The 20,303-nt window shown below is 43.0% G+C and carries 31 protein-coding genes; 4 read left to right on the forward strand and 27 right to left on the reverse strand.

Annotated features, from left to right (window positions below):
• Window positions 1-101: 101 nt before the first annotated feature.
• The 5 genes from PPM_RS17140 to PPM_RS17160 all read right to left on the reverse strand — a co-directional run bounded on the left by PPM_RS17140 (window position 102) and on the right by PPM_RS17160 (window position 4,183).
• On the reverse strand, window positions 102-944 hold the full coding sequence (locus tag PPM_RS17140; RefSeq protein WP_013372021.1) for a hypothetical protein: 843 nt from the start codon (window positions 942-944) through the stop codon (window positions 102-104).
• A gap of 160 nt (window positions 945-1,104) precedes the next feature.
• Entirely contained in the window at window positions 1,105-1,605 is a 501-nt protein-coding gene (locus PPM_RS17145; protein WP_013372023.1) for a hypothetical protein, read from the reverse strand.
• A 145-nt stretch (window positions 1,606-1,750) separates the two neighbouring features.
• The gene (locus PPM_RS17150) at window positions 1,751-1,969 is read right to left on the reverse strand and encodes a hypothetical protein (RefSeq protein WP_013372024.1); all 219 of its coding nucleotides are present in this window, start codon (window positions 1,967-1,969) and stop codon (window positions 1,751-1,753) included.
• Between the two features lie 208 nt (window positions 1,970-2,177).
• Window positions 2,178-3,410 (reverse strand): site-specific DNA-methyltransferase, encoded by a 1,233-nt coding sequence (locus PPM_RS17155; RefSeq protein WP_013372025.1) that lies wholly within the window; start codon window positions 3,408-3,410, stop codon window positions 2,178-2,180.
• Window positions 3,411-3,820: 410 nt separating this feature from the next.
• A complete protein-coding gene (locus tag PPM_RS17160; RefSeq protein ID WP_013372026.1) occupies window positions 3,821-4,183 on the reverse strand; it encodes a hypothetical protein in 363 nt (120 codons plus the stop codon).
• A 145-nt stretch (window positions 4,184-4,328) separates the two neighbouring features.
• Between PPM_RS17160 and PPM_RS17165 the strand changes: the two genes are divergently transcribed.
• Entirely contained in the window at window positions 4,329-4,538 is a 210-nt protein-coding gene (locus PPM_RS17165) for a hypothetical protein (RefSeq protein WP_013372028.1), read from the forward strand.
• Between the two features lie 292 nt (window positions 4,539-4,830).
• Here the strand turns inward: PPM_RS17165 and PPM_RS17170 are convergent, their stop codons facing one another.
• From PPM_RS17170 to PPM_RS17280, 22 genes are all read right to left on the reverse strand, one after another.
• Window positions 4,831-5,343, reverse strand: coding sequence for a hypothetical protein (locus tag PPM_RS17170; protein WP_016324539.1), 513 nt, complete (start codon window positions 5,341-5,343; stop codon window positions 4,831-4,833).
• 342 nt (window positions 5,344-5,685) lie between these two features.
• A complete protein-coding gene (locus PPM_RS17175) occupies window positions 5,686-6,618 on the reverse strand; it encodes an S-4TM family putative pore-forming effector (RefSeq protein ID WP_013372030.1) in 933 nt (310 codons plus the stop codon).
• Between the two features lie 3 nt (window positions 6,619-6,621).
• Entirely contained in the window at window positions 6,622-7,623 is a 1,002-nt protein-coding gene (locus PPM_RS17180; RefSeq protein ID WP_013372031.1) for a hypothetical protein, read from the reverse strand.
• A 254-nt stretch (window positions 7,624-7,877) separates the two neighbouring features.
• Window positions 7,878-8,375: an ArpU family phage packaging/lysis transcriptional regulator gene (locus PPM_RS17185; RefSeq protein WP_013372032.1), complete on the reverse strand. Its 498-nt coding sequence runs from the start codon at window positions 8,373-8,375 to the stop codon at window positions 7,878-7,880.
• 110 nt (window positions 8,376-8,485) lie between these two features.
• Window positions 8,486-8,725, reverse strand: coding sequence for a hypothetical protein (locus tag PPM_RS17190; RefSeq protein ID WP_013372033.1), 240 nt, complete (start codon window positions 8,723-8,725; stop codon window positions 8,486-8,488).
• A 50-nt stretch (window positions 8,726-8,775) separates the two neighbouring features.
• On the reverse strand, window positions 8,776-9,339 hold the full coding sequence (locus PPM_RS17195; protein ID WP_013372034.1) for a hypothetical protein: 564 nt from the start codon (window positions 9,337-9,339) through the stop codon (window positions 8,776-8,778).
• Window positions 9,340-9,358: 19 nt separating this feature from the next.
• Window positions 9,359-9,799 carry a DUF5348 domain-containing protein gene (locus tag PPM_RS17200; protein WP_013372035.1) on the reverse strand — a complete coding sequence of 147 codons (441 nt, stop codon included), beginning with the start codon at window positions 9,797-9,799 and terminating at the stop codon, window positions 9,359-9,361.
• Between the two features lie 105 nt (window positions 9,800-9,904).
• A complete protein-coding gene (locus PPM_RS17205) occupies window positions 9,905-10,741 on the reverse strand; it encodes a hypothetical protein (RefSeq protein ID WP_013372036.1) in 837 nt (278 codons plus the stop codon).
• 6 nt (window positions 10,742-10,747) lie between these two features.
• Window positions 10,748-11,218, reverse strand: coding sequence for a hypothetical protein (locus PPM_RS17210; protein ID WP_228392866.1), 471 nt, complete (start codon window positions 11,216-11,218; stop codon window positions 10,748-10,750).
• A gap of 69 nt (window positions 11,219-11,287) precedes the next feature.
• Window positions 11,288-11,578 carry a hypothetical protein gene (locus PPM_RS17215; RefSeq protein WP_016324542.1) on the reverse strand — a complete coding sequence of 97 codons (291 nt, stop codon included), beginning with the start codon at window positions 11,576-11,578 and terminating at the stop codon, window positions 11,288-11,290.
• A 193-nt stretch (window positions 11,579-11,771) separates the two neighbouring features.
• A complete protein-coding gene (locus PPM_RS17220; protein WP_013372040.1) occupies window positions 11,772-11,966 on the reverse strand; it encodes a DUF6906 family protein in 195 nt (64 codons plus the stop codon).
• Between the two features lie 13 nt (window positions 11,967-11,979).
• The gene (locus PPM_RS17225; protein ID WP_016324544.1) at window positions 11,980-13,266 is read right to left on the reverse strand and encodes a replicative DNA helicase; all 1,287 of its coding nucleotides are present in this window, start codon (window positions 13,264-13,266) and stop codon (window positions 11,980-11,982) included.
• Entirely contained in the window at window positions 13,232-14,245 is a 1,014-nt protein-coding gene (locus PPM_RS17230; protein ID WP_016324545.1) for a replication protein, read from the reverse strand. Before PPM_RS17230 ends, PPM_RS17225 begins: the two co-directional genes overlap by 35 nt.
• Before the next feature lie 271 nt (window positions 14,246-14,516).
• The gene (recT, locus tag PPM_RS17240) at window positions 14,517-15,413 is read right to left on the reverse strand and encodes a recombination protein RecT (protein WP_013372045.1); all 897 of its coding nucleotides are present in this window, start codon (window positions 15,411-15,413) and stop codon (window positions 14,517-14,519) included.
• 10 nt (window positions 15,414-15,423) lie between these two features.
• On the reverse strand, window positions 15,424-16,371 hold the full coding sequence (locus PPM_RS17245; protein ID WP_013372046.1) for a YqaJ viral recombinase family protein: 948 nt from the start codon (window positions 16,369-16,371) through the stop codon (window positions 15,424-15,426).
• Window positions 16,372-16,469: 98 nt separating this feature from the next.
• Window positions 16,470-16,715, reverse strand: coding sequence for a hypothetical protein (locus PPM_RS17250; RefSeq protein ID WP_013372047.1), 246 nt, complete (start codon window positions 16,713-16,715; stop codon window positions 16,470-16,472).
• 2 nt (window positions 16,716-16,717) lie between these two features.
• Window positions 16,718-16,969, reverse strand: coding sequence for a hypothetical protein (locus PPM_RS17255; RefSeq protein WP_013372048.1), 252 nt, complete (start codon window positions 16,967-16,969; stop codon window positions 16,718-16,720).
• A gap of 225 nt (window positions 16,970-17,194) precedes the next feature.
• Window positions 17,195-17,446 (reverse strand): hypothetical protein, encoded by a 252-nt coding sequence (locus tag PPM_RS17260; protein WP_013372049.1) that lies wholly within the window; start codon window positions 17,444-17,446, stop codon window positions 17,195-17,197.
• Between the two features lie 7 nt (window positions 17,447-17,453).
• Complete coding sequence (locus tag PPM_RS17265) at window positions 17,454-17,696, reverse strand: hypothetical protein (RefSeq protein ID WP_013372050.1); 243 nt, start codon at window positions 17,694-17,696, stop codon at window positions 17,454-17,456.
• The gene (locus tag PPM_RS17270; protein WP_043886007.1) at window positions 17,693-17,953 is read right to left on the reverse strand and encodes a helix-turn-helix domain-containing protein; all 261 of its coding nucleotides are present in this window, start codon (window positions 17,951-17,953) and stop codon (window positions 17,693-17,695) included. Before PPM_RS17270 ends, PPM_RS17265 begins: the two co-directional genes overlap by 4 nt.
• A gap of 214 nt (window positions 17,954-18,167) precedes the next feature.
• Entirely contained in the window at window positions 18,168-18,461 is a 294-nt protein-coding gene (locus PPM_RS17275) for a hypothetical protein (RefSeq protein ID WP_013372052.1), read from the reverse strand.
• Between the two features lie 83 nt (window positions 18,462-18,544).
• Complete coding sequence (locus PPM_RS17280) at window positions 18,545-18,781, reverse strand: helix-turn-helix transcriptional regulator (RefSeq protein WP_013372053.1); 237 nt, start codon at window positions 18,779-18,781, stop codon at window positions 18,545-18,547.
• A 149-nt stretch (window positions 18,782-18,930) separates the two neighbouring features.
• On the opposite strand from PPM_RS17280, the gene PPM_RS17285 reads away from it, so the two are divergent.
• The 3 genes from PPM_RS17285 (at window position 18,931) to PPM_RS17295 (ending at window position 20,284) form a co-directional block, all read left to right on the forward strand.
• On the forward strand, window positions 18,931-19,269 hold the full coding sequence (locus tag PPM_RS17285; protein WP_013372054.1) for a helix-turn-helix domain-containing protein: 339 nt from the start codon (window positions 18,931-18,933) through the stop codon (window positions 19,267-19,269).
• A 52-nt stretch (window positions 19,270-19,321) separates the two neighbouring features.
• Window positions 19,322-19,615: a hypothetical protein gene (locus tag PPM_RS17290; RefSeq protein WP_013372055.1), complete on the forward strand. Its 294-nt coding sequence runs from the start codon at window positions 19,322-19,324 to the stop codon at window positions 19,613-19,615.
• 114 nt (window positions 19,616-19,729) lie between these two features.
• Window positions 19,730-20,284 (forward strand): ImmA/IrrE family metallo-endopeptidase, encoded by a 555-nt coding sequence (locus PPM_RS17295; RefSeq protein WP_013372056.1) that lies wholly within the window; start codon window positions 19,730-19,732, stop codon window positions 20,282-20,284.
• Window positions 20,285-20,303 lie beyond the last annotated feature (19 nt).

Here is a 20,303-nt window from a genome sequence, read left to right on the forward strand (position 1 = left end):
GTAAATGATGTGACCTTGAAAAAAAAGAAGAAAAGCTCCAGACCATATGAAGGTCTGAAGCTCCCCTTGCTTCGTTTACAGTATAAAAATTAATTCAGAAGCTATTGGACATCCCCAGGTTGTGAACCAACGACTCCCCAAACATGTCCATCTACTTTATAATCGGCACCCCGCCATTGAAATGTATAATATCCAGAACGCATACCAGATGAGTAGCCTTCATCTGTGCTTCTCCAAATAACTGTGTCATGAGGAGCGATTGGTAAAGCACTGATGTATTCTTTGTTTGAACCTTCATGTGTCAAACTAACTTTGACAGGATGGTCCGAATAGTTCTTTATACTGAGTTTGACATGTCCATGCCCCTTAGGGATAACAAAGCCAGTTGCTGCGGTAGCACCTCCGGTTAATCTGACATCAATAACACCTATACCCCTTTGAGGCGTTACTTTGGCAGAATCAGTTCCTGACACACCCCATGCTGTGACATGCACAATATCGCCGCCAGCTCTCCACTGTATTTCATAATTTCCAGAGCGCAGCCCTTGTGAAAAAGAATTTACACTATCCCAGGTCAAACTTTTATGAGCGCCAACAGTCTTAACAATATATTGTTTATTACTGTCTGTATGCACCAGGCTAAAAGTCATTGTTGAATCACCTGTATTTTTTACCATAATTTTAAGATGCCCGTATCCAGGATCTAAAACAAAGCGTGATACTGGGTTCTTCTCATTTTCGAACGTGTCATTAAAAACATCTCTTGCTCTTTGCGGAGTGATTACATGGTCACCAGTAGTTGTTTTACCAGCATTTTTGATCGCAATACTGGATGTATTTGCAGAATCAGACGCATCTGAACTTGCACAGATCACACTCGGCACAACAACAGCCCCTAACAAACAAAAAGATAAGGCTGATGAAAAAAATGTTTTCTTTTTCAATAAATATCATTTCTCCTTTGAGTTATAAACGAAGCAAGAAAAGCTTCAAACCGAATGGCCTGAAGCTTTCTCACCTCGTTCCAGTATAAGTAAAAAAGTTCTCCAATCAAGCGAGATACCAGTTAGCTTTTTTTATACAAAACTTTATAACTTGGTTTAATTAAAGTTCATCTGAGCTAGTGGCTGATATACCCCAAGCTGTGGCGTCTACATAAGCTCCGCCAGCACGCCATTGTATTTCATAGTCTCCTGCGCGCATTCCGTTTGAAAAGCTATCCGTGCTATACCAAGTAAATGGTTCACCAGCACCTACATACTTGGTAAGTAAATAATCCCCACTATTGACATGCCTTAAGGTAAAAGTAAGCGTCGCCTTGGTGTTGTTTTTTACACGCAGCTTAACATGACCATATCCAGGAGATATGGAGAACTCTGTTAATGGCGACTTGCCGTCAAGGACCACATTAAAAAGGTCTTTTGTTTTAAAAAGACCCACATCATGATTACCAGGTGTTTTCACTTCATCATGGTTCCCGTAAGTCGATGTATTTGCGGAAGTACTTACAGCATCGGAATCCGCAAAAATTGCATTGGGTACGGCAACAGCCCCGCCAATAATACCTAAAGCTAAGGCTGATGCAATTAAATGTTTCTTCTTCAAAGCTTATTCCTCCTATATTTGTATATTAAACTACCTCCTCATACTACTAAAAGATTCCATGTTTTTAATTTTTCTTACAATAAAATCATATTATTGTTTAATAAATCCATATTTATGAATCAGATAGCAAGATTATTATGTGCTTTTACAACTCATCCTTTTGAAGCTTAATATCCAATTCAATCAGACGATCCAAGTCCTGAACCGTCTGCATTTTTATATTTCCAGCCTGCAGGTCTTTAACCCACTGAGCAATGCCAGCCTTAACAATCTTTCGGTACTGCGCCTTGGATTCGAGGATTCCCTCGACGATCTCTATCTCACGTTGTAGTAATGCATCTTGTTGTTCGTTGTCTGTTCCCATTGTCGTATCCCTCGGATTTCCTATATACTGGAATGCGAGACAGCGGATGTTCGCAAAATGCCACGCGTGGCGGGCCGCTGTCTCAGCCGGGGGATACCCTGGGTGAATGGGAGGACGTTAGCGCGTCCTCCTTTTTCCTATTCTACGGGTTCAGCCCGATGCAACAGGACTGGCTCAATACCAGTACTCTCTAGGAAACGTTTCTTAATTACATCGCAGAAAATCGGGTCCAATTCCAAGTCCGGCATGTCCGATCCATCTGCTCACAGGTCATAAGTGTGGAGCCACTACCGCCGAAGAAATCGACAACCTCGTCACCACGCTGGCTGCTGTTTCTGATTGGGATGGCCAACAGATCAAGAGGCTTTTGGGTGGGATGAACGTACTTGTTCACATCGCCCCTTGAAACCTCCCATACTGTCTCAGGCAGCGGGTCCTCAACAGGTAAACCAGCCTTCCAGACAGTTGTCTGTGTCCGATCACCGTACCAGGCAGGAGCTTTGCCCTTCAGGTGGGCATAAAAGACCGGCTCATGTTTATAGCGGTACTGTGCCCAGCCGAATGTGGCCGCATTCTTAACCCAGACGCATTGTGTCCGGACGACGATGCTAGCTGCGTTCATCGCATCCTCGAACTCCCGATGATAGGATGAAGGATGGAATACATATATAGCTGCAGTCGGCTGCATTACCACTGCATAGTTGGAAAAAACGGCATACAAAAAGCCCGCGAAGTCCTCAGCGGGCATGTTGTCGTTCATTATGCTGCTACGGCCATCAGCGGCCAGACGCTCTGAAACACTCTCAACGGCCACATTATAAGGTGGATCAGTGACCACTAGCGCCGCGTTGGCTCCGTCCATCAAAAGTGTCACATCATCAGGATTGGTTGCATCTCCACACACTAATCGATGCCGACCAAGCTGCCATACATCCCCGTGCCTGGTCTCCGGCTCCTTGATTTCATCTAAAGCACGCTGGACGTCAAAGTCATCATCGGTAACCGGAAGGTCCAAGGCTTCATCCTGTGGCACGGTAAACTCTGCCGCCAGATCCTCGAACTCTTCCAAATCGAAACCGGACAGGACCAGATCCGCTCCACTCATCTGCAAATCATCAAGCAATCGATAAAGGGCTTGATCATCCCATAGGCCGGAAACTTTGTTAAGCGCCAGATTGAGAAGCTTTTCCTGCTGATCGTCCAGGTCAACAACACTTACAGTCAGCTCCGTATGACCCAGCTCGTTGACCATGATCTTATAGCGTTGATGGCCTCCAACCATGTTCCCGGTACGTTCGTTCCAGACAATGGGCTCCACATAACCAAAGGATTCAATGCTGGCTTTCAGCTTTTCATACTCTGGATCACCACGCTGAAGGTCAGCCCGCGGGTTATATGCTGCTGCGTTGATTTGTTCGATTGGTAGGACTCTGAATTCCACGATTTGAATCTCCTTTCATTTATCTCCACCTTTCTGTTAGTTCATCACGACCACTATAGTGAGAACAAGAGAAGGGAGAAAGCTACATGCTTACCACACTGAGTTTAACAATTCCATTCATCTGCTTGACGTTGGTTGTTTACTTCATCTATAAAATCATTGCTGTAGTCATCAAAAACTCAAGGTAAAACAAAGAGGGCAGACCATGACGGTTTGCCCTGTATTTGTGTTGAGTTGGTTTCCGTTATTCGGGTGAGTAGCTAATAGGCTGTCAGAGCGTGTGTATGCCCTCTATCTGCTCTCTTCTGCACTCATTCCGGCATTCGTCCGTGTAGAAGAAAGAACTCTCAAAACGGCTCATATTTGGTCGTATGATGGCAAAAGAAAAAGACCACGATGGGTGCTTAGTATTATTTCATACTATTCACTAACTTTATTGCTTTTGCTTGTAATTCCTCAATGGATTCACTGTACTCCGCGTAGTCTCGATAAACTCCTGAGCCTAGTCTTCTTCCATAACCCAAATACTCAACCCAAGCTTCAAGCAATGCTTGGTATGTTCCGTTTAAATGATTTAATTGACTCTTCTCACCAACATAACCATTCCCAGCATTAAATGTTTCATACCTTACAGCATATTTGCTGCCATCATTAGTGAATGGTATGAGTTTTGGGGTACCGTCAAAATCAATAATCAAAGAATTATGTCTATCATCATTTCCTTTTTGCAATACGTCTGCAACTTCTTCTTTTGTAAAATATGGCTTAATCATTATATCTCTCCTTTCGTCTTACACACTTCGACATTAGGAAAGTTTTTCCTCTTTAACACATGGTCTCAAACAAAACTGTTTAACACCATCCCATCTCCCCCAAACACAACCTTTGCATTTTTTCGGCTGTTTTGGTGGGCCTTTCATGTATAGCAAAATTCCTTTCTTCTGCTTCTTCTTCAAACCTTTCAAACCTTTCAAGGCATTGAAAAAAGCCACCCAAATGAGTGACTTGTATCTGCCTATGTATTTAGAGCACCAAATGAACAAAGGCGCTTATTTAAAACCCGAAAAAAGAAACAGCGATAGGTTCTATTCCCGCAAGCGGGATGCAAAACGCTACGCTGTTGCATAAAAGCATTTGTACTTAGTTACTAGAGAGGAAGAACAAGACCATTTTACAAATTGCTAAAAATGGCCGTCAAAGAACAAAAACCGGGCAATACCGGAAAATGGGCAATTAAACCATTATAAGCTGGCTTTTGCTCACTTTCTCGATATTACTCGTCCTAAACGATTCTCTCACCCAGTTTATCCTCATCACCGGAAGCCATTACATCCCAACTTGAATCACAAAAGAATGCGCCCATTGTTGTATGTTCGGGCTCGGGTTGGTCGACCTCTTCAATGCATACTTTATGATAAGATTATTGCAATTCTCCTTTAGCATTGGCTATGCGAACTGAAAGGCCGCCCTTCATAACACCGCCGGGTGAAGTAAGGTTTACATAGAAACTACCAACAGGCCAAGTACTTTCGTTGATTTCATCAAATACTTTACCTGGCTTTATTTTTCCTTTCATCTTAACTGGGCCACTAGCTGACCCCTGGGTTACTGTTATATTAAACGGGGCATCCCCATCATTGTATACATACACTCTAGCATATCCGTATCCCGGATCAATGTAGAAACGCTCTGACATGTCAGTATTCCCAAGAGACTTGTTAAGTACCTTATTCGTGTCTTTAGGAGCAATAACATGATCCCCCGGTTTTGGTGTATTCACCTCAGTAGATTCATTTGCAGCTTGAACTACTGGCGCTGAGTCTATAGTAGCTGAACTTATACTACTGATAACTGAAGAAGTACAACCAGTTAACGATAATACAGCAGCTAAAGGCAAGACAGCAAAGAAAGGAGTCATTCTACTTTTTTCCATATTATAAACCTACTTTTTTCAATTTCAAAGAAAATTTCATATAATAATATTATAAGGTTTATTTTGTAATTTTCCAAGAAGGATTTGTCAATCCCCTTAACTTAGATCCTCTTTTAGATGCCGTGCCCTCTCACCGGAATCATGTCCTCCTAATATGGTTTTATAGAGAAATCAAAAAGGCCGGCACATTGGCCGACCTGATCACCGAGGCTTGAAAGCTGCGGTTCGTTCCTTATTTGATTTTCCATGATATAACTTTACCATATCCAAAGTCCAGTGGCGGGCCATAAACAGGACATTTTCCGGTCAAATAACGGTCATAGTTTTCTTTTTTTTCCTCAGTTAAGCTCCCCTGTTTAAATATTCATCGACAATTAAATTAGCAGTATCGTTCATATTATTTTCTTGTTTGGATCTATTTCTCAAGTAAAACCAATCCCATATTAGCAATGCACTGCTTCTGTGTTTATAGATTTCATCTTGCAGTTTTCGAGACTGAATTTGTAAGTCATTCTGTTCGACACTCCCACTCAGTACATCCTCCCAAAGCCGGTCCGCTTTATCAGTTAATTTATCTAGACGAACTATTGTTTCTTTATTTTCTGAATATCGTTTAAAGATATAAAAAGTGATTGGAAATAGCGGAGCAATTATGGAGATTAGTGTTTCAGCAAATGTTTTGTTTAGTAGCATTGAGATAGCAATTATCAGAAATATACATACAAAAAGCAATTTTATTAGGAAACTCTGAAATGATGCTCTAATTTCGCCATCCCAAGAAGCATTTACTTTTTGACACATCACCCTACCAGCAGATATATCTACTGTAGAATACTCTTTTGGGTACCAATTCTTCAAATTGCTCAGTGATACATGTTTCTTCTTATATTTTTGTGCCGTATTGCTTAAATCTTTTGTAGCAAATTCTTTAGAACCGCTCAATCTGTTGTTCCAACTAAGTTTGAATACATTAGTATCAAATAATTCCTGAAATTTTGCAGCCTTTTCTTTTTTATTTTTAATGATTTTTTCGAAAAAATACTGATTTACAACAATAATTACTAATGGCAGAAGAGTTATAAAACCTAAGTATATCATGTTTGATAGAGCAACTGCTTTTAAGAAAGGAACTAGTATAGGTACAACTACGCAAATGGCAAACTGATAATTTGATGCACGTTTTGCTTCAGAGTACATCTGACGTTGTGCAGCGAGAAGGTCAATATTCCCATCCTCATTTTGTCTAAGAAAAATATCATTCGATTTGTTTTCCATTTATTACTGTGTGTATTCGGGAAAAGCACTTCCGAATATTCCTCTCCATTTAATTATCGCTGATTTATGGTCCCCATCCCCTTCAAATTGACTCGCTTCCAAGGCATTACGATGGTCAAAATGAGCCTTAGCAGAAATTTTTTGTTTTTCATCAAAAGAAAGATTATTCAGATTTCCTTGAATATTCTTAGGGTCATAAACATTGTTATAAATTGCAGAAGATATATGCGCAAATATGTTACGAGCTTCAATATCAACAAAATCACTCACCGTATCTTTATTATCGTAGTAAGATAGGAGCATGCATTCAAGAAGATATGAACCCATTGAAGGCATAGTTGGCCTGTTATTCCAATACTTTATTAGCCGAATAACATTCAATATCTTACCGTTATGTTTTTGATTTATCCTTGAGATGTTGCTTCGGTCAAGTCTTGGATCTGTTTTTTTCCAATGACCTTTACCATCAGGGATAATATAATATGTTCTTCCATCAGATTCTGGAACCGTGATGAAACTTGGTACTATATCAAAGTTCCATGGATGTGTAGTAAGCTCTAATGTGGCAGCCTCAAGATTTCTTTTTATTTCTGCTTTCTTGTATTGGGGTATTGTACTAAGTTCACTTATGAATTTATTAATAACTTTCCTAGAGTTAAGTTTGTTTGTGTAATCATGACAAAGTTTCATAAGATCCGTAGCTGTGTCTGGAACAGTCATTTCAATCCTGCCCCAGCTATCTTGTAAGTATGTACTCCCCTGGGACCTCAATCCTATTATTAAATCAATGTCATTAAGTTCACGAATTTTGGTCTTTCTTGCAAAAGAACCAAAATGAATATCAATATCATTATATAAAGTTGGAAAGCCTATTTTTGAGTCAAACTTATCTATTTGTCCAATTAACCAATCCCTACTCCTCCGCGCAGTTTTTGTTACTTCTGAATCCAAATTAACTGTGTCTCTCATAAATTCACTAAATGCTGTGTTAACGGTAGTTGCCATTTTACCCTCCTTATTTTTTATTTCTTTATAATTCAACTTAATTATACAAAATTTTCAATCCATATGGTACTAAAGATATCCTGAAAAAGTCCTATTTACCTGCTGATGTACATTTAGACAATAACATTATCCTATCTTTGTGAAGGTATAAGCTAAAAGAAGGTAGCAGCTTTAACTTATCTTCTATCATTGACTTCCTTCATTTAAATAGACAAATCAAATCCAAGAGAATATAGATAAAAAGAGCCGGCATTTTAACCGGCTGCAATATCAGTATCTTCCTCTGTCCCATTTATGAATTTAGTCAGGTTTAAAGCAGTAGCAAGTATAAATACCGCATCAGTTTTAATTCTGCGAAATGTCCGGTCACTCATAGGAGGATTCATTTCGTGACAAATGATTGCATCGTATATCCCATCATCATCCAGATAGCTCCGCTGAATAACCTCACGCTGCACACTACCCAATCTACTCATTGCTAGCTCCAGCAACTTATCCTTAGTAGCCAGCTCTGCCTCCTTGTCCACGTTGTAAACGGCAATATTCTCCGTCTGCTTGCTAATCGCATTGGTGGACTGATGCTCTCTATAGGTATACGCCTGCGTAATCGCCGCTTCGCGCCGGACAAAACCAATCTGCCGATACTGCCGAACTGTCTCCAAATATTCTTCCACCGCAAGGCGGGTGGCTTTTTCATCGACAGGCAGAATATTGAACGTTAATTGTAAGTTGTTTTTTCTTCTTTTCCCCAATGTAATTCCCTCACCCGTGGTATAATTTGATGAGGTTTAAGAGTGATGACCCCCGCGAGCCCGGCCAAGGAATGCGGGGTTGTTTGTATTCTTGTGGAAGAAGAACAGCATTACATCTCTTCCTTTGCAATTTTCATCGTTTCTTGCACCAATTGCTTTGCGTAGTCCCCATTTGGTCTCGGAGCATCCAACACATCGTATATATCCTGTAAATGAAGCAACACACGCTCGTTCGTCCCTGCCTGCTGACGGTCCGATGCTTCCGGGTCAAAACCGAGCAATCGTATCGTATCATCCAGTTCCAAACGCATATCCAGTAGCTGCTCTATCGCAGCATTAACATTTACCAAAGTTCACACCTCCAAAGGGGGAAAGCCCCTATAATCTGACTCATACAAGCTCACCTTGGTCTCAACTCCAAAAACTGCAAGTTAGACAGTTCTCCAATTCGATATTCAGCTTGTACCAATTCTAATAAGCCGAGTATTTGGAAGCTATGAGCTATCTTTTTTATCGCTTCCCTTCTGCGTTCAGCAAACGTACTCCCACTAATTGGATACATGTCGTTCCGGTAACCTTTCCCCATATATGACTGCGCTACAAGGTACCTCGCACCTTTGATATACAAAAGTTCCAAAATAGTTCGCTCGTACGGATTAACTAAGTTGTTAATGGAACTCTGTATAATTTGGGTGAGCGTTTTAAACAGGAAGTAGAGTTCCGGACGTTTATATTTGAGGATCACAGCCTTTGTTTGCCTAACATGACCTTTCGATCCCTCGTAACTTTTCAGAGAAATGCTGGACTTTACAGCAAACTCATAGTCTCTGACTATTCTTACTATTTGAGGATTTATTGAAAGCAGGTATTCTGTCTTTTTAAATTCTTCAGGTGACACATCAGCTCGCTTACCTGCTACGTCCTTGAGGGCTCTATCTAATTCTGCAATTCTTATTTGAGCCAAGATCAACCTCCCCCCTTTCTCAGTGTGCAATGTGTTTGTACCGAACGCGTAGCCCTTCAAGCGGTATGCTACGGTCATCGACTAAGTAGTAATCATGTCCGTTGTGTTCGATACGCGAGAGCTCCCAGCAAACACCGTCGTCATTTTGGTCCAGATACTCAAGTGTTTGTCCAGAAGTGAACTCCCGCCCATGCAAAGCATACCTACCGCCCATATTTTTTGTTAGGATGCCCTCGTCTACAACCTCAGCAAAGGCCTGGTCAAGCAATCGTTTAGCATCATCCAAGAGGTCTCCCACCCGGCAAAACATCCCACGGAGGTACTGATCCTCCGGGTTTTCCCTGTTGTAATGTGCTGGCCAATTTCCCTCAACAGTGACAATCATCTGACTAACGCGCTGCATTCGTGGAAGCAACGCCTCCAGTTCTACGGTAATCTTGTTTTTCATAGATTCATTCATAGATATCATCCTTTCAGGATAAAATAAGATCATACGTTCTGTTTTATAGATACAGGTGGCCGCCGTAGCCCGTGAGGGTAGGGGCCACGCTGCAAAGGATTTATATTAAACAGCAGTTGATTGAGTCATTTGCTCTTTAACGCGACCTTTGTACTTGGTCAGTTGAGTGTTGAGCTGACCTGTTGTCATGCCAACACCCACTGCAATGTCGCGCCAGGTAACTCCTTCTTTGCGCTTCTGTTCATATAGAGCAGGGAAATCAAGGGTCAGATCTTCGAACACTGGGCGTTTCTCCAAAATGTAATTCTCCAAAGTATCCTTATCGATCTCTATGGTTTCGGGAGCTTCATGCTCTTGATCAGATCCTTCAGCAGCTCCGCTGGACTCATCTTCACCAAAGTTCATTTCACGAGGGGCAGAATCATCGCCTCGCTGCCCATTTTCCTCACCAGTTTCACCCTCTTGATCATCTCCAACTTCGCGCATCCATTCCGGAATATCGTCGAAAGCTCCCTCGCCTTCCTGATCACCGGGCTGCTCGTCCTGACCAGCTTGGTCGGTTTGTTCCTGCTCTCCTTGCTCGGCTTGATCGTCGCCTGCAGGTGTATCGTCCTCTGCTTGCTCTGGGCCAAACATTTCCGCTTGGTTTTCATCGTGTTCTGGTTCCGGCTTTTGGGCAGAAATAACAACTCCAGATGCGTCCGCAGTTACACGGCGGCCTGTCCATTTACGGTACATATCATCGCCTTGGTCCTCAAAATCGAAACTGGCCTGCGGATCGCCCAGAAGCACCTGAATTTCTTTGTTTAAGCTGCTGGTCAGAAACTCAAGATTTTGCTGAGCAACCTTGTGTGGAATTGCCAGCTTGAGCTCCACGTCTTTGTCACCAAATACAATTTTATTAGCTGTTGTAGCCATGAATTTTGCGTAATCTTTCCCCATGTTAAATCACTTTCCCCTCTTGTTTTTTTTAGTAGCTGGTTTCTTAGCTGGTGGATACAAAAGATTGTGAATTACTTCCTGCTGCGGTTTAATCAACTGAACCGGCTCATGTATGGCCCGGACGATTTGAGCCAATACGAATGCGTCACGGACGTTATCACTGGGGTCTTCAAATCCCCATCGCTTGTAGATTGGAAGAATCAAATCTTCTTTGCCGCCCCTTCCTACTCCAGTTGCAAACTTTTTAAGCGAATTAGGCGCTACCTCAATATAGGACTGCTTGCGTACGTAAAGGCCGATTCGGATCGCCCAACCTATTGCATATTGCTGACCTACATAGGCCCCAGTCGAACCGTGGGAAAAATTCTCGATAGCTACACAGTCCGTTCGTTCTATCAGTCGGAGGGTCCGAACAACAACATCGTTAATGCGTCCAGGATCTTCCCCTACCCCTTCGATCTCGATTTTCTTAAGCACATTCCCTTGTGCGTCCAATATCACGGATGCCGGTCTTTGTGGAAGGGTCAACGCCTACATAACGGCTAATCATTTCAGCACCTTCCTAAGCTCAGAAGCTGCATATTGCAAAGCCTCAGCCGCCCCGGATTCGGACGTTTCCGCTTTTGTCTCCAAATCGTCAATGACGCGGTAAATCTCATCAGTGCAAACTGTTTTCATTCGATGTTTCCTTCCCCTCTTCTTGTGCTTGCGTGACATCTTTACTGGCAACATGGTCGAGTCAAGCACAAACACCTCGCCCAGCACTCTACCATCTCGATCTCGGACAGTCTGCTTTATCCGAGTTTGATAGAGTGGGTCCTTTATCTGACCTCGCATGGCTTATCACTTCCCGCGATGGGCCAGTCACCAAGAATCAAACGAAACTCAGCCATCCCCTCGATCAACTCGCTCTTATCAATGTCCGGCAGCTCCTCGAGTAATTCCCTCTCGTCAGGAACTTCTCCAGTGCAGACGAAACGGTGCTTCATGTATTCATAGACGCTCCACCGCGTCCAGCATGTTGGCTGCATCAGGCTCGTACCTTGTAAGGCTGCAATGCTCCATAGTGTTTATTTAGCAGCCACCGCTTTCCTGAGAATTTGTTTAGCAGCACGACCCCATCTGCTGTTTCCCGTTCTGAGACCCAGTTGTCCAGTGTCACTCCTGGTCTGGCCTTTAGCAATCCAATCTTTTGCTTCTTGGTGAGTCGTTTCCCCTGTTTCATGTCCGTTCCTCCCCTAAGCGATTTGTTGTGTGTCTTTCTCAAATTTGAGCTTCACCACTCCAGTAGGACCATTACGTTGTTTTGCGAGGTTGATTTCCAAGATACCCAGGTCCGGTGTATCAGGATTGTAATATTCGTCCCTGTACAGCAAGAGGATATCGTCAGCAACCGCGCTGATTGCGGCGCTGCCTGATAAGTCTGAAACGAATGGTCTTTTATTCTGCCGACTCTCCACATCCTGCTTGACCTGAGATAAGCCGATCAGTGCGCAGTCACAGTCTTTTGCCGCCTTCCGTAGCTTCTGACAAACCCTATGCAAACCAGAACCGCTGTTGTCGTTTCGTTCAGCAGGCTCAACCACTTCCCGCAGGTAGTCCACAATGACCAAATCAAGCCCTTCTTGTCGCTTCAATCGGCGCATTTCGGAACAAATGTATTCCGCAGTCACGCCCCGGCTGTCGTCGATATGAATTTTTCGCAAAAACTCCATCTGCATAGAAATTCGTTCGATCTGTTCCGGTTTCAGATGCCCTGAGCGTATGGCTTGCAGGGGAATACTGCACAGATTAGCGATCATCCGGTTATAAATCTGCGCCTTGGACATTTCCAAGCTAAAGTCCGCAACCTTATGTCCTCGCTGGGTGGCCCGCATCTTAATTTCATTGGCGACGGCTGACTTACCCATGCTAGTTCGGGCTCCGATGACGACCAGATTAGTACGCTGGAACCCTAGCGTCAGTCGGTCCAATGCTGACCAGCCTGTCATAATGCCAAGCGCTCGGGAAGGATCTTGCGTTTTAAGTACCAAGTCCTCATACCACTGGATAATGTCGTCAACCGCCGTATCCTTCTGCAATGCTTTAGGCCGAATATCCAGTGAGCGCTGTTCAAATTCATCCAGTAATTCCTCAAAACCGCTTGAAGACAAATCCAAAAATTTATCGCGGTATTCACCAACCAAATCCAGCGCTTTACGACGCGCATCGGTTTCGATGAGCTGCCTGATATTCTGCTCCAGCATTGAAACTGCGATGGCAGAGCTGGCCAATTTAGACAGGTAGGAAATTCCCCCCACCTTTTCAAGATGCTTTTCGAATACCGTCACCAACATAGTCATGGATAGTTCCTGTTCAGTCCGATGTAGTTCTAGTATCATTTTCAGCAAATTGCGATGCCAAGGTTGTGTAAATAAGCTTGGTTCTAGTGTTACGGCGACTTCCCCAACAAGGGAGGGGTCTCGAAAAAAGGAACCTAATATTTCAGCCTCAAGTAACTCCGTATTCAGCAAGTCGCTGCTCATCTGCCTTTCTCATCAAGATCGTAATGGGGTCGTCTTCTTGAATTTCTGCTTCCGCTGGTGAAGCCCGATCCATTCGGCGTTCCGTTTCCGGTCCACCACGTTTACGGTATCCTTCCAGCGTCCCCCGAACGTAAGCCAAGCTCTTTTTCTTCTGTCGAACGGCTTCCCTCATGGCTTTCAGAAGCCATTCTCCACCGTAATCGTCGAAAAGGACTCCCAAGTCTTCGGTTTCAAACGGGGTCACTTTCCCGTTATCTGCAAAATTGTTTTCGTAAGCGCGGTAGATATAGCCAAAGGAATGATCCGAAGAAAGTCCTCCTCCTCCACCCCTTTGCTCTGTATCTAATTCCTGTACAGTATCTAAAGATGTAGTAGTGTTTTTTTTAATAATTGCTTTAAAGATTGTTTTAGAGAGCCGAAATCCCTTGGTATGACAAGAAAAATCACGCTTCACAGTTACCTTTTTAGTAACTGACGAGTTACCTTTTTGGTAACTGAACAGTTGCCTTTTGTGTAACTGAATTACCTTTTTAGTAACTCGAATCGGTTGCTTTTTTGGTAACTCAGTTACTTTTTTAGTAACTGGTTTGCCGAGATTTGGGGTATGAGATTCAATGTTAATTTTGATTAAATCGTTCATCATTTTGGGGTCATATCGCTCCACCACATCGACAGTCCACATGTCATAGTGCTTATTGATCTGGAACACATTCATGTGCTCGTCCCAAAACAGCACATGATTTTCAACCAGCTTTTTTAGTTCCTTTTTGATATGTTCCTTACGAACGCCACATAGCTCAAAATGTTTAAGCATAGGAATTTTGGCCGATGGCTTCCCGCATCCCCAGCTCAGCGTGAGGACAAAATCAATAATATCCCGCTGCCGCTGAGTAAACTTCCGCCGGATCAGCTCTCGATGTATTTCATGTGATATGCGTATATGTGCGTCCGTAGGCTGAGGATTTACATTGGAGTCCACCGGCTTCACCACCTAATCTCTTGCGATTTTTATATAAATACCGTTCGCTTCTTCACACTGCCCAGAATCATTTACACACTCTGCCCCCTGTCATCACGTAAGAATATATAGGGATACTTCGCACGAACCACTGTCCAGTTTGGATAGCCCCGCGCGAAGTATTCTCGCACCTCGCGCTTAAAGGCAACAGGATCGGACTCTTTAATCCGCCAAATGTGTTCACCGATCATGCTGCGTAACAGCGGCTTGCCAGTAATCTCATCGATAGAACTCATTCAAATTCCAGTTCGTCCTGACCCGATCCATCAGCAGGCTGCTGCGGATCAGTGTTATTCGGCTGAGTTGCATCCTTTGTCTGAGGTGTTTCACCATCTTTAGGTTCAGTTGGCATATCAAAGACAAAAGGTTCATCGTTTGGAGTGATATCCTTACGTACCGTCTCATCCTGAGTAACCGCAGAAGCAATCTCCACACTGATGGGTAGCCACTTCCACCCGGAACGTACAACTGTCTTCTTGCACATTTCGGTATAGTCAGTCACCCAAGGCCCTTTGCTGGATGCCTTGGAACGCTTCTTATGTTCCTCAATCTCGCTGATCGGCATGTAATGGATAAAATGACCGCCGTCATTAAACTTGGCAACCATATAAGCCCCAATGATCTTCCCTGACTCGGCAGGTTGAGCGTCCTTACGCAAAAACCAAGGAACGTGCTGCAATTTTTCCTCCAGCCCATATGTCAGCTCAATGAAATCATTTTCATAGACTTCGTGGGCGGCAATAGACTTGATGTTTCCAGACCGTCGTGCTAGATCAATCATTCCCTTGTAGCCGATGATGAATGTGGCTTCTGTACCGTATGGGATGATGTAGCAATGACCGATCAGGCCTGGTTCCAGACCAAGTTGTGCCGCTTGCATAACCGCCCCCATGAGAGACGGCATAGAGCATTCCAGTAGCTTCGGATTCGTGCGGATCGTCGTCAGGGCAATACGGCTGAGCCGATCAATGCTCATATGCTTTGGCATAGCCTCCGCAATCTGATACTTCATTTTGTCCATATAAGCGGCAATGGTCTGAGAAGGTGTAGGCGCATCGTTTTTTGCCCCAGCCGCCTTATTTTGAAGCTTTTTTTCAAGTATTGCTCCGTTACTGCGTTGTCCTGCCATAATAGCCTCCTTACTTCACCAAGAACCGTCGAGAAGACGTGGTGTTTGCGTATTTTTCAAAGATGTGTGGCTGTTCTTGCTTTAAGCGCTTAGTGTCTAGGCGCGTTGTTTGACTGGACTTCCAAGTCACCAAAGGTTCTCCGTTATACGTAGCAACCTCATTTTCACCGATAGTTGCCTTCAGCTCATTTTCCAATCGCTTAACCTGTTCTTCAGCCACTTTCGCGTCTTCTTTGGCAGCAATAAGCTTGTCCACCAGCAAAGCCTGATCTTTCTCCAGCGTAATTTCTGTCGCTGGCCGAGAAGCAGGATACAAGCGATTCAGTAGCTCTGTCGAAGCAGCGCTACCGTCTACCATTGGTGGAACCCGCGGAATTACATGCTTGTTCCAAAACTCGTCTTCGATTTGAATAAGGGACTCAATGATACCTTCGTTTCGTTCGACCAGCTTGTATTGGAATTTCTGACCACCAATTAAAACAGCGAAGTAACCATAATCCACACCAAGCACAGCCATGTAGTGTTGGAGTTGAATGGCGTATTCGTCAGGAACCTGATCGTCGGCCCATTCGCTCAGCTTATAGGCGCTGGCCGTTTTACATTCCAGGATGCCAAGTCCTCGACCGCCCTTGTCTAAAATCAGGCGGTCAACGTTACCCAACATAAATTTATGTGTAGGATGTTGATACATCTTATTGCTGCGTTGCACACGTAATCCGGTTTGGTTCATAAACTCACGAGCGACTAAATTCTCTAGCTGGTTGCCCCAATAAGCTGCTTCGCCTGGTTCGTCTGGTACGATCTGATCCGTTTTCTCAAGAAACACACCAACAGGTGATTTATACCGATTCAACCCGGCCACCGCGGACGCATCCGAACCACCGATACCACGCTTACGCAGTTTTAACCATTCGTCACGTTCGATGCCTTTGGTAACGGCTGCTACATTCATAGCCATCCAAATCGCTCCTTCTTGTTTTATAAGCCCCTATCTGCTACGATAGGGGCAAGCAAATTTTAAGTTTTCAAAGAACCGAGATAGCCCGTTCCAGCGGGCTATTTGCGTATAATCAGAACTTGAATATTTCGCAGAGCTGAGAGATTATTGCCAATTTCAAGCCCATGATGAAGAGTCTTTTCAGCCTTTGAAATAACCTTCCTTTGCGACCACTTTTCAAATTTCAAAGAAGTATATAATCCTAAATTCAACGAACAAGCCTCCACAAATTTGTCCATATCCACGGACTCATCCACCGTCATTTCCGTGAAGAAATCCAATACCTTTTTTTGTGTTGGATTCATACCTATTCCCCTTCCACAGTTTCAACTTCATCGTGCTCTGCAATTTGTCGGTACTCCACAATGACAGGTGCATTTTCAATGCTGGCGATAAGGTCGCCATTTTCGTCATGAATCGTAAATTCGGAATGAATGCTGTTTTCAAATTCTGTACCAACTGGCCTAATCTCGATTACTTCACGATCATCCAGCTCCGTACCCACTTCAAATACTCGTGTTGGATTGCTGACCACCGTCAATTTATGAATGATTTGCATATCTCTCCTCCTTCCCTATGTACTTACAAAACAGACTGGATTCGAACCAGCAGTCAGGCGCGCTCCGTCGTTTTTCGCCTAATATTCTCATCATCGCGTGTACACGTACCATCGTGTCGCTGCTTTGAGATGCGTCAGCCGCATCTTCAACCCACGGTGGAAAAATCAATTTCCCGTCCGGTGGTCGAAGACAAGGCCGACAGGCCTGTCCATACAAACCGTGGATTACATATCTTGCAGTTGTTCCATTTCATATATTGCGAGTGCAGCATTTCCTTCAGGCATTCCCCGCAAACACACTGCGGCGTTATACCATTGGTCATACAGCTCATCGCGTTCTTGCCATAGCCGCTGGAGAGCTTCATCCTGAACTGAACGCTCCGCTAACATTGCTGTAAACATAGCTGTATTAGCTCGTAGAGCCTTGGTCGTAGAGACATATTTTTGAATAATGGCAAGCACGGTTTGTTGTGTCATCCCTATTTCACCCCTTGCGTTCAGGAAAAAAAGAGGATAAAATTATTATCACAAGAGACTTTAACCAGGCTCTTACACGAAGCGTCCGGCCTACCCGCCGGGCGTTTTGCTTTTTCTCTAACTTTGAAATTTCTCCACTTAGCCAGTCCAATGCAGCAGGTCGTACATCAGCATCCACACGATCAGGATTGGTTGTAATCCAATTGCAAAAATGATTCAATTCATAGATTCGTGTTTGAATCGTACTCATATCGTTCGTGTTCCTCCAATCATGGTTACAATGTTTTGTATCATCCGTAGGCCATCCATTCCGTAAAGAAAAGCCACAAGTACTTCTCTTGTTCCGGTCACTTCCACCCAGCGTAATAGTGTAGTCATGTCGGGTATTTTATGGTCATTTTCAATTTTGCTGATACAGCTCTGTGTTCGGTTTAGGAGCTCAGCCATCTCTTCCTGACTGAGCCCTGCCCGCACACGACATGCTTGCATAATGGCGCCAAATTTCATATTGGGATTCATCCCCTTCCCTAATCCGTAAATTATTCCAGATTGGAATAGGCAGGCCTGGTATCTCAGAGTAATATGTAATCAGAGCTTCACTCCCCCCTGTTGAATTCTTCAATCCGCCATACTGGTACCATATTGCGGATGCTTCATCCCTTTGAAGCACAGTTAAAGTTGACCAAGATGTAAGCATAATTCAGACAAAATAATGGCTTTATTAATGGCCTTTCAGCCATTCGTAAAAATCCGATTTAAGAACAGTAACAGCTTCACCTTTTCGTCTTCCACGATTCAGATGTGGAAACGTCGGGTGATTAGTTAACTCCGCTACTTTTGCTTTGCTGTAACCCATGAGTTTCATAATGTGAGCTGGGCGTAATACTTCCGGATATTCTTGGTTCAATCGTAATTCTGTAAGTTGCCGCTCCAACTCCTCATTTTTCTCTGCTAGATCAGCCGCCAAGCGGAGTGCTTCTGCTAATGTAGTTGGAGTCATCAAAGCTTTTGCCATACCGAGGAACCTCCTTAAATAATTAGTTGATTGCATAATTCCTTCTTTAGGAAGCTCAAAATGGACTATTATCCTGTTAAGAATCACCCCACCTCCTTAGTAATTTTATTGAGCAACATTTCGTTGCTTTTATCTGCAAAAAAAAGAGTCCATTCAAATTCCAAAAAAGAAGCAATTTTTTTCGCAAGATCAACACTTGGATTTCTAATTCCCGACTCAATCATTCCATAGTATTGACGACTAATTTTAACCTTTGTTGCAACTTCATCATGAGTCTTATTAGCATCATTCCGAAGTTTGACCAGCCATTCTCTCGTCATATTCACCACCCCTATGCAACATTTCGTTTCCTTACACTATTTATTATAAGCAACATTTTGTTTCTGTCAACAGGAAAAAGCAACTTTTTGTTTCCTTGGGTACTACGCAACAAAAAGTTGCTTTATACTCCTGTTATAGAGGTGATTGAATGCTCAGCTTGGATCGGTTAAAAAAAGAGCGAATTTTGAAAAAACTTACACATGAAGATATGGCCACAAAGCTTGGTATTACTCGTCAAGCTTATGGTAATTATGAATCAGGAAAAAGAGATGTTGATTCACAGACATTATCAAAACTGGCTGATATACTAGAGGTTTCTGGGGACTACCTTTTGGGGCGTTCGATATCTAAAGGTCCTTCAGAAGGCCATGCTTACATGAATGGCGGTAAAGATTGGACTGAGGAAGAAAAAGAAGTTGCTGATGCGGCAATCCAAGCTTGGCGGGAAATGAAACGTAAACAACGTGAAAAAGAACAAAAAGAATAATCGGTGCCACTCCCTGGTCATTATAAAACCGAATGATACGGAGGAATTTTTTATGAGTAAACAGATCCTAAATCAAATTCTTGATAAATTACAAATCATGGATGATCGTATTGGTACTTTAGAAAACGTTCAAAAGAGTCATGGTGAACATCTTCAGCAACTCATTCAAATTGTAGGGACAACTAACTCCAAAATAGAAGAATTAACTGAGGATGTATCTATCCTCAAAGGCAACCAACAAACCATGCTTCAAATTCAGCAAGAACAACAGAAAATACTTGAACGCCTATCTGTTCGATCTATTTCCCAGGAAGCAGATATTGCTGAACTAAGAAGAATAAAATAACTTTTAACTAAAGCCTGTAAAGGCTTTTCTTTTAAAATAAAAATCGAACATACATTCTCAATTTTATAGGTGATGATAAATGATTCCATATTACAGACCTACGGAAACTGAACTATGATATGTGATTTATACCAAACACTGGATATCAACTATCCACATGAATTAGATATTGATCAGATTGCAGCTTTGTGGGGAGCAGACATTGTGTATTACGAAGGTAAGCCTCATGCTTTCTGGAACGAAGAAGATAGCGTTATTTTCTTAAATAATAGTGACTCTATTCCAAAACAACGATCTGACTTTTTTCACGAACTCTCACATATCGTGCGGCACGAAGGAGATCAGGAAAATCTCCCTGGTCTTTTTGTGGACTTGCAAGAGACACAGGCTTGGCATTTCAGCCTAATTGCTTCCATGCCCCACTATCTCCTGCCTGTGCCCTTAGAAATGACCAAAGACGAATATGTAAGGCTTTTGGCAGATGAATTTCATGTATCGCGAGAGCTCGCTGTAGATCGAGTTGAGCAAATCGTTTCTCGGCTTCATGATGATTACTACTACCAACAAGAGAATGTAGAACTTCTGAAATCCAAAATTCAAATTGCTGTTGCATTTCAAAGACTCAACTCAAAACGAAAGGTAATCCCAATAAATAAATTTAAAGCGTAACTAAATTAAACATAATTCG

The sequence above is a fragment of the Paenibacillus polymyxa M1 genome (assembly GCF_000237325.1).
GTDB classification, from domain to species: domain Bacteria; phylum Bacillota; class Bacilli; order Paenibacillales; family Paenibacillaceae; genus Paenibacillus; species Paenibacillus polymyxa_C.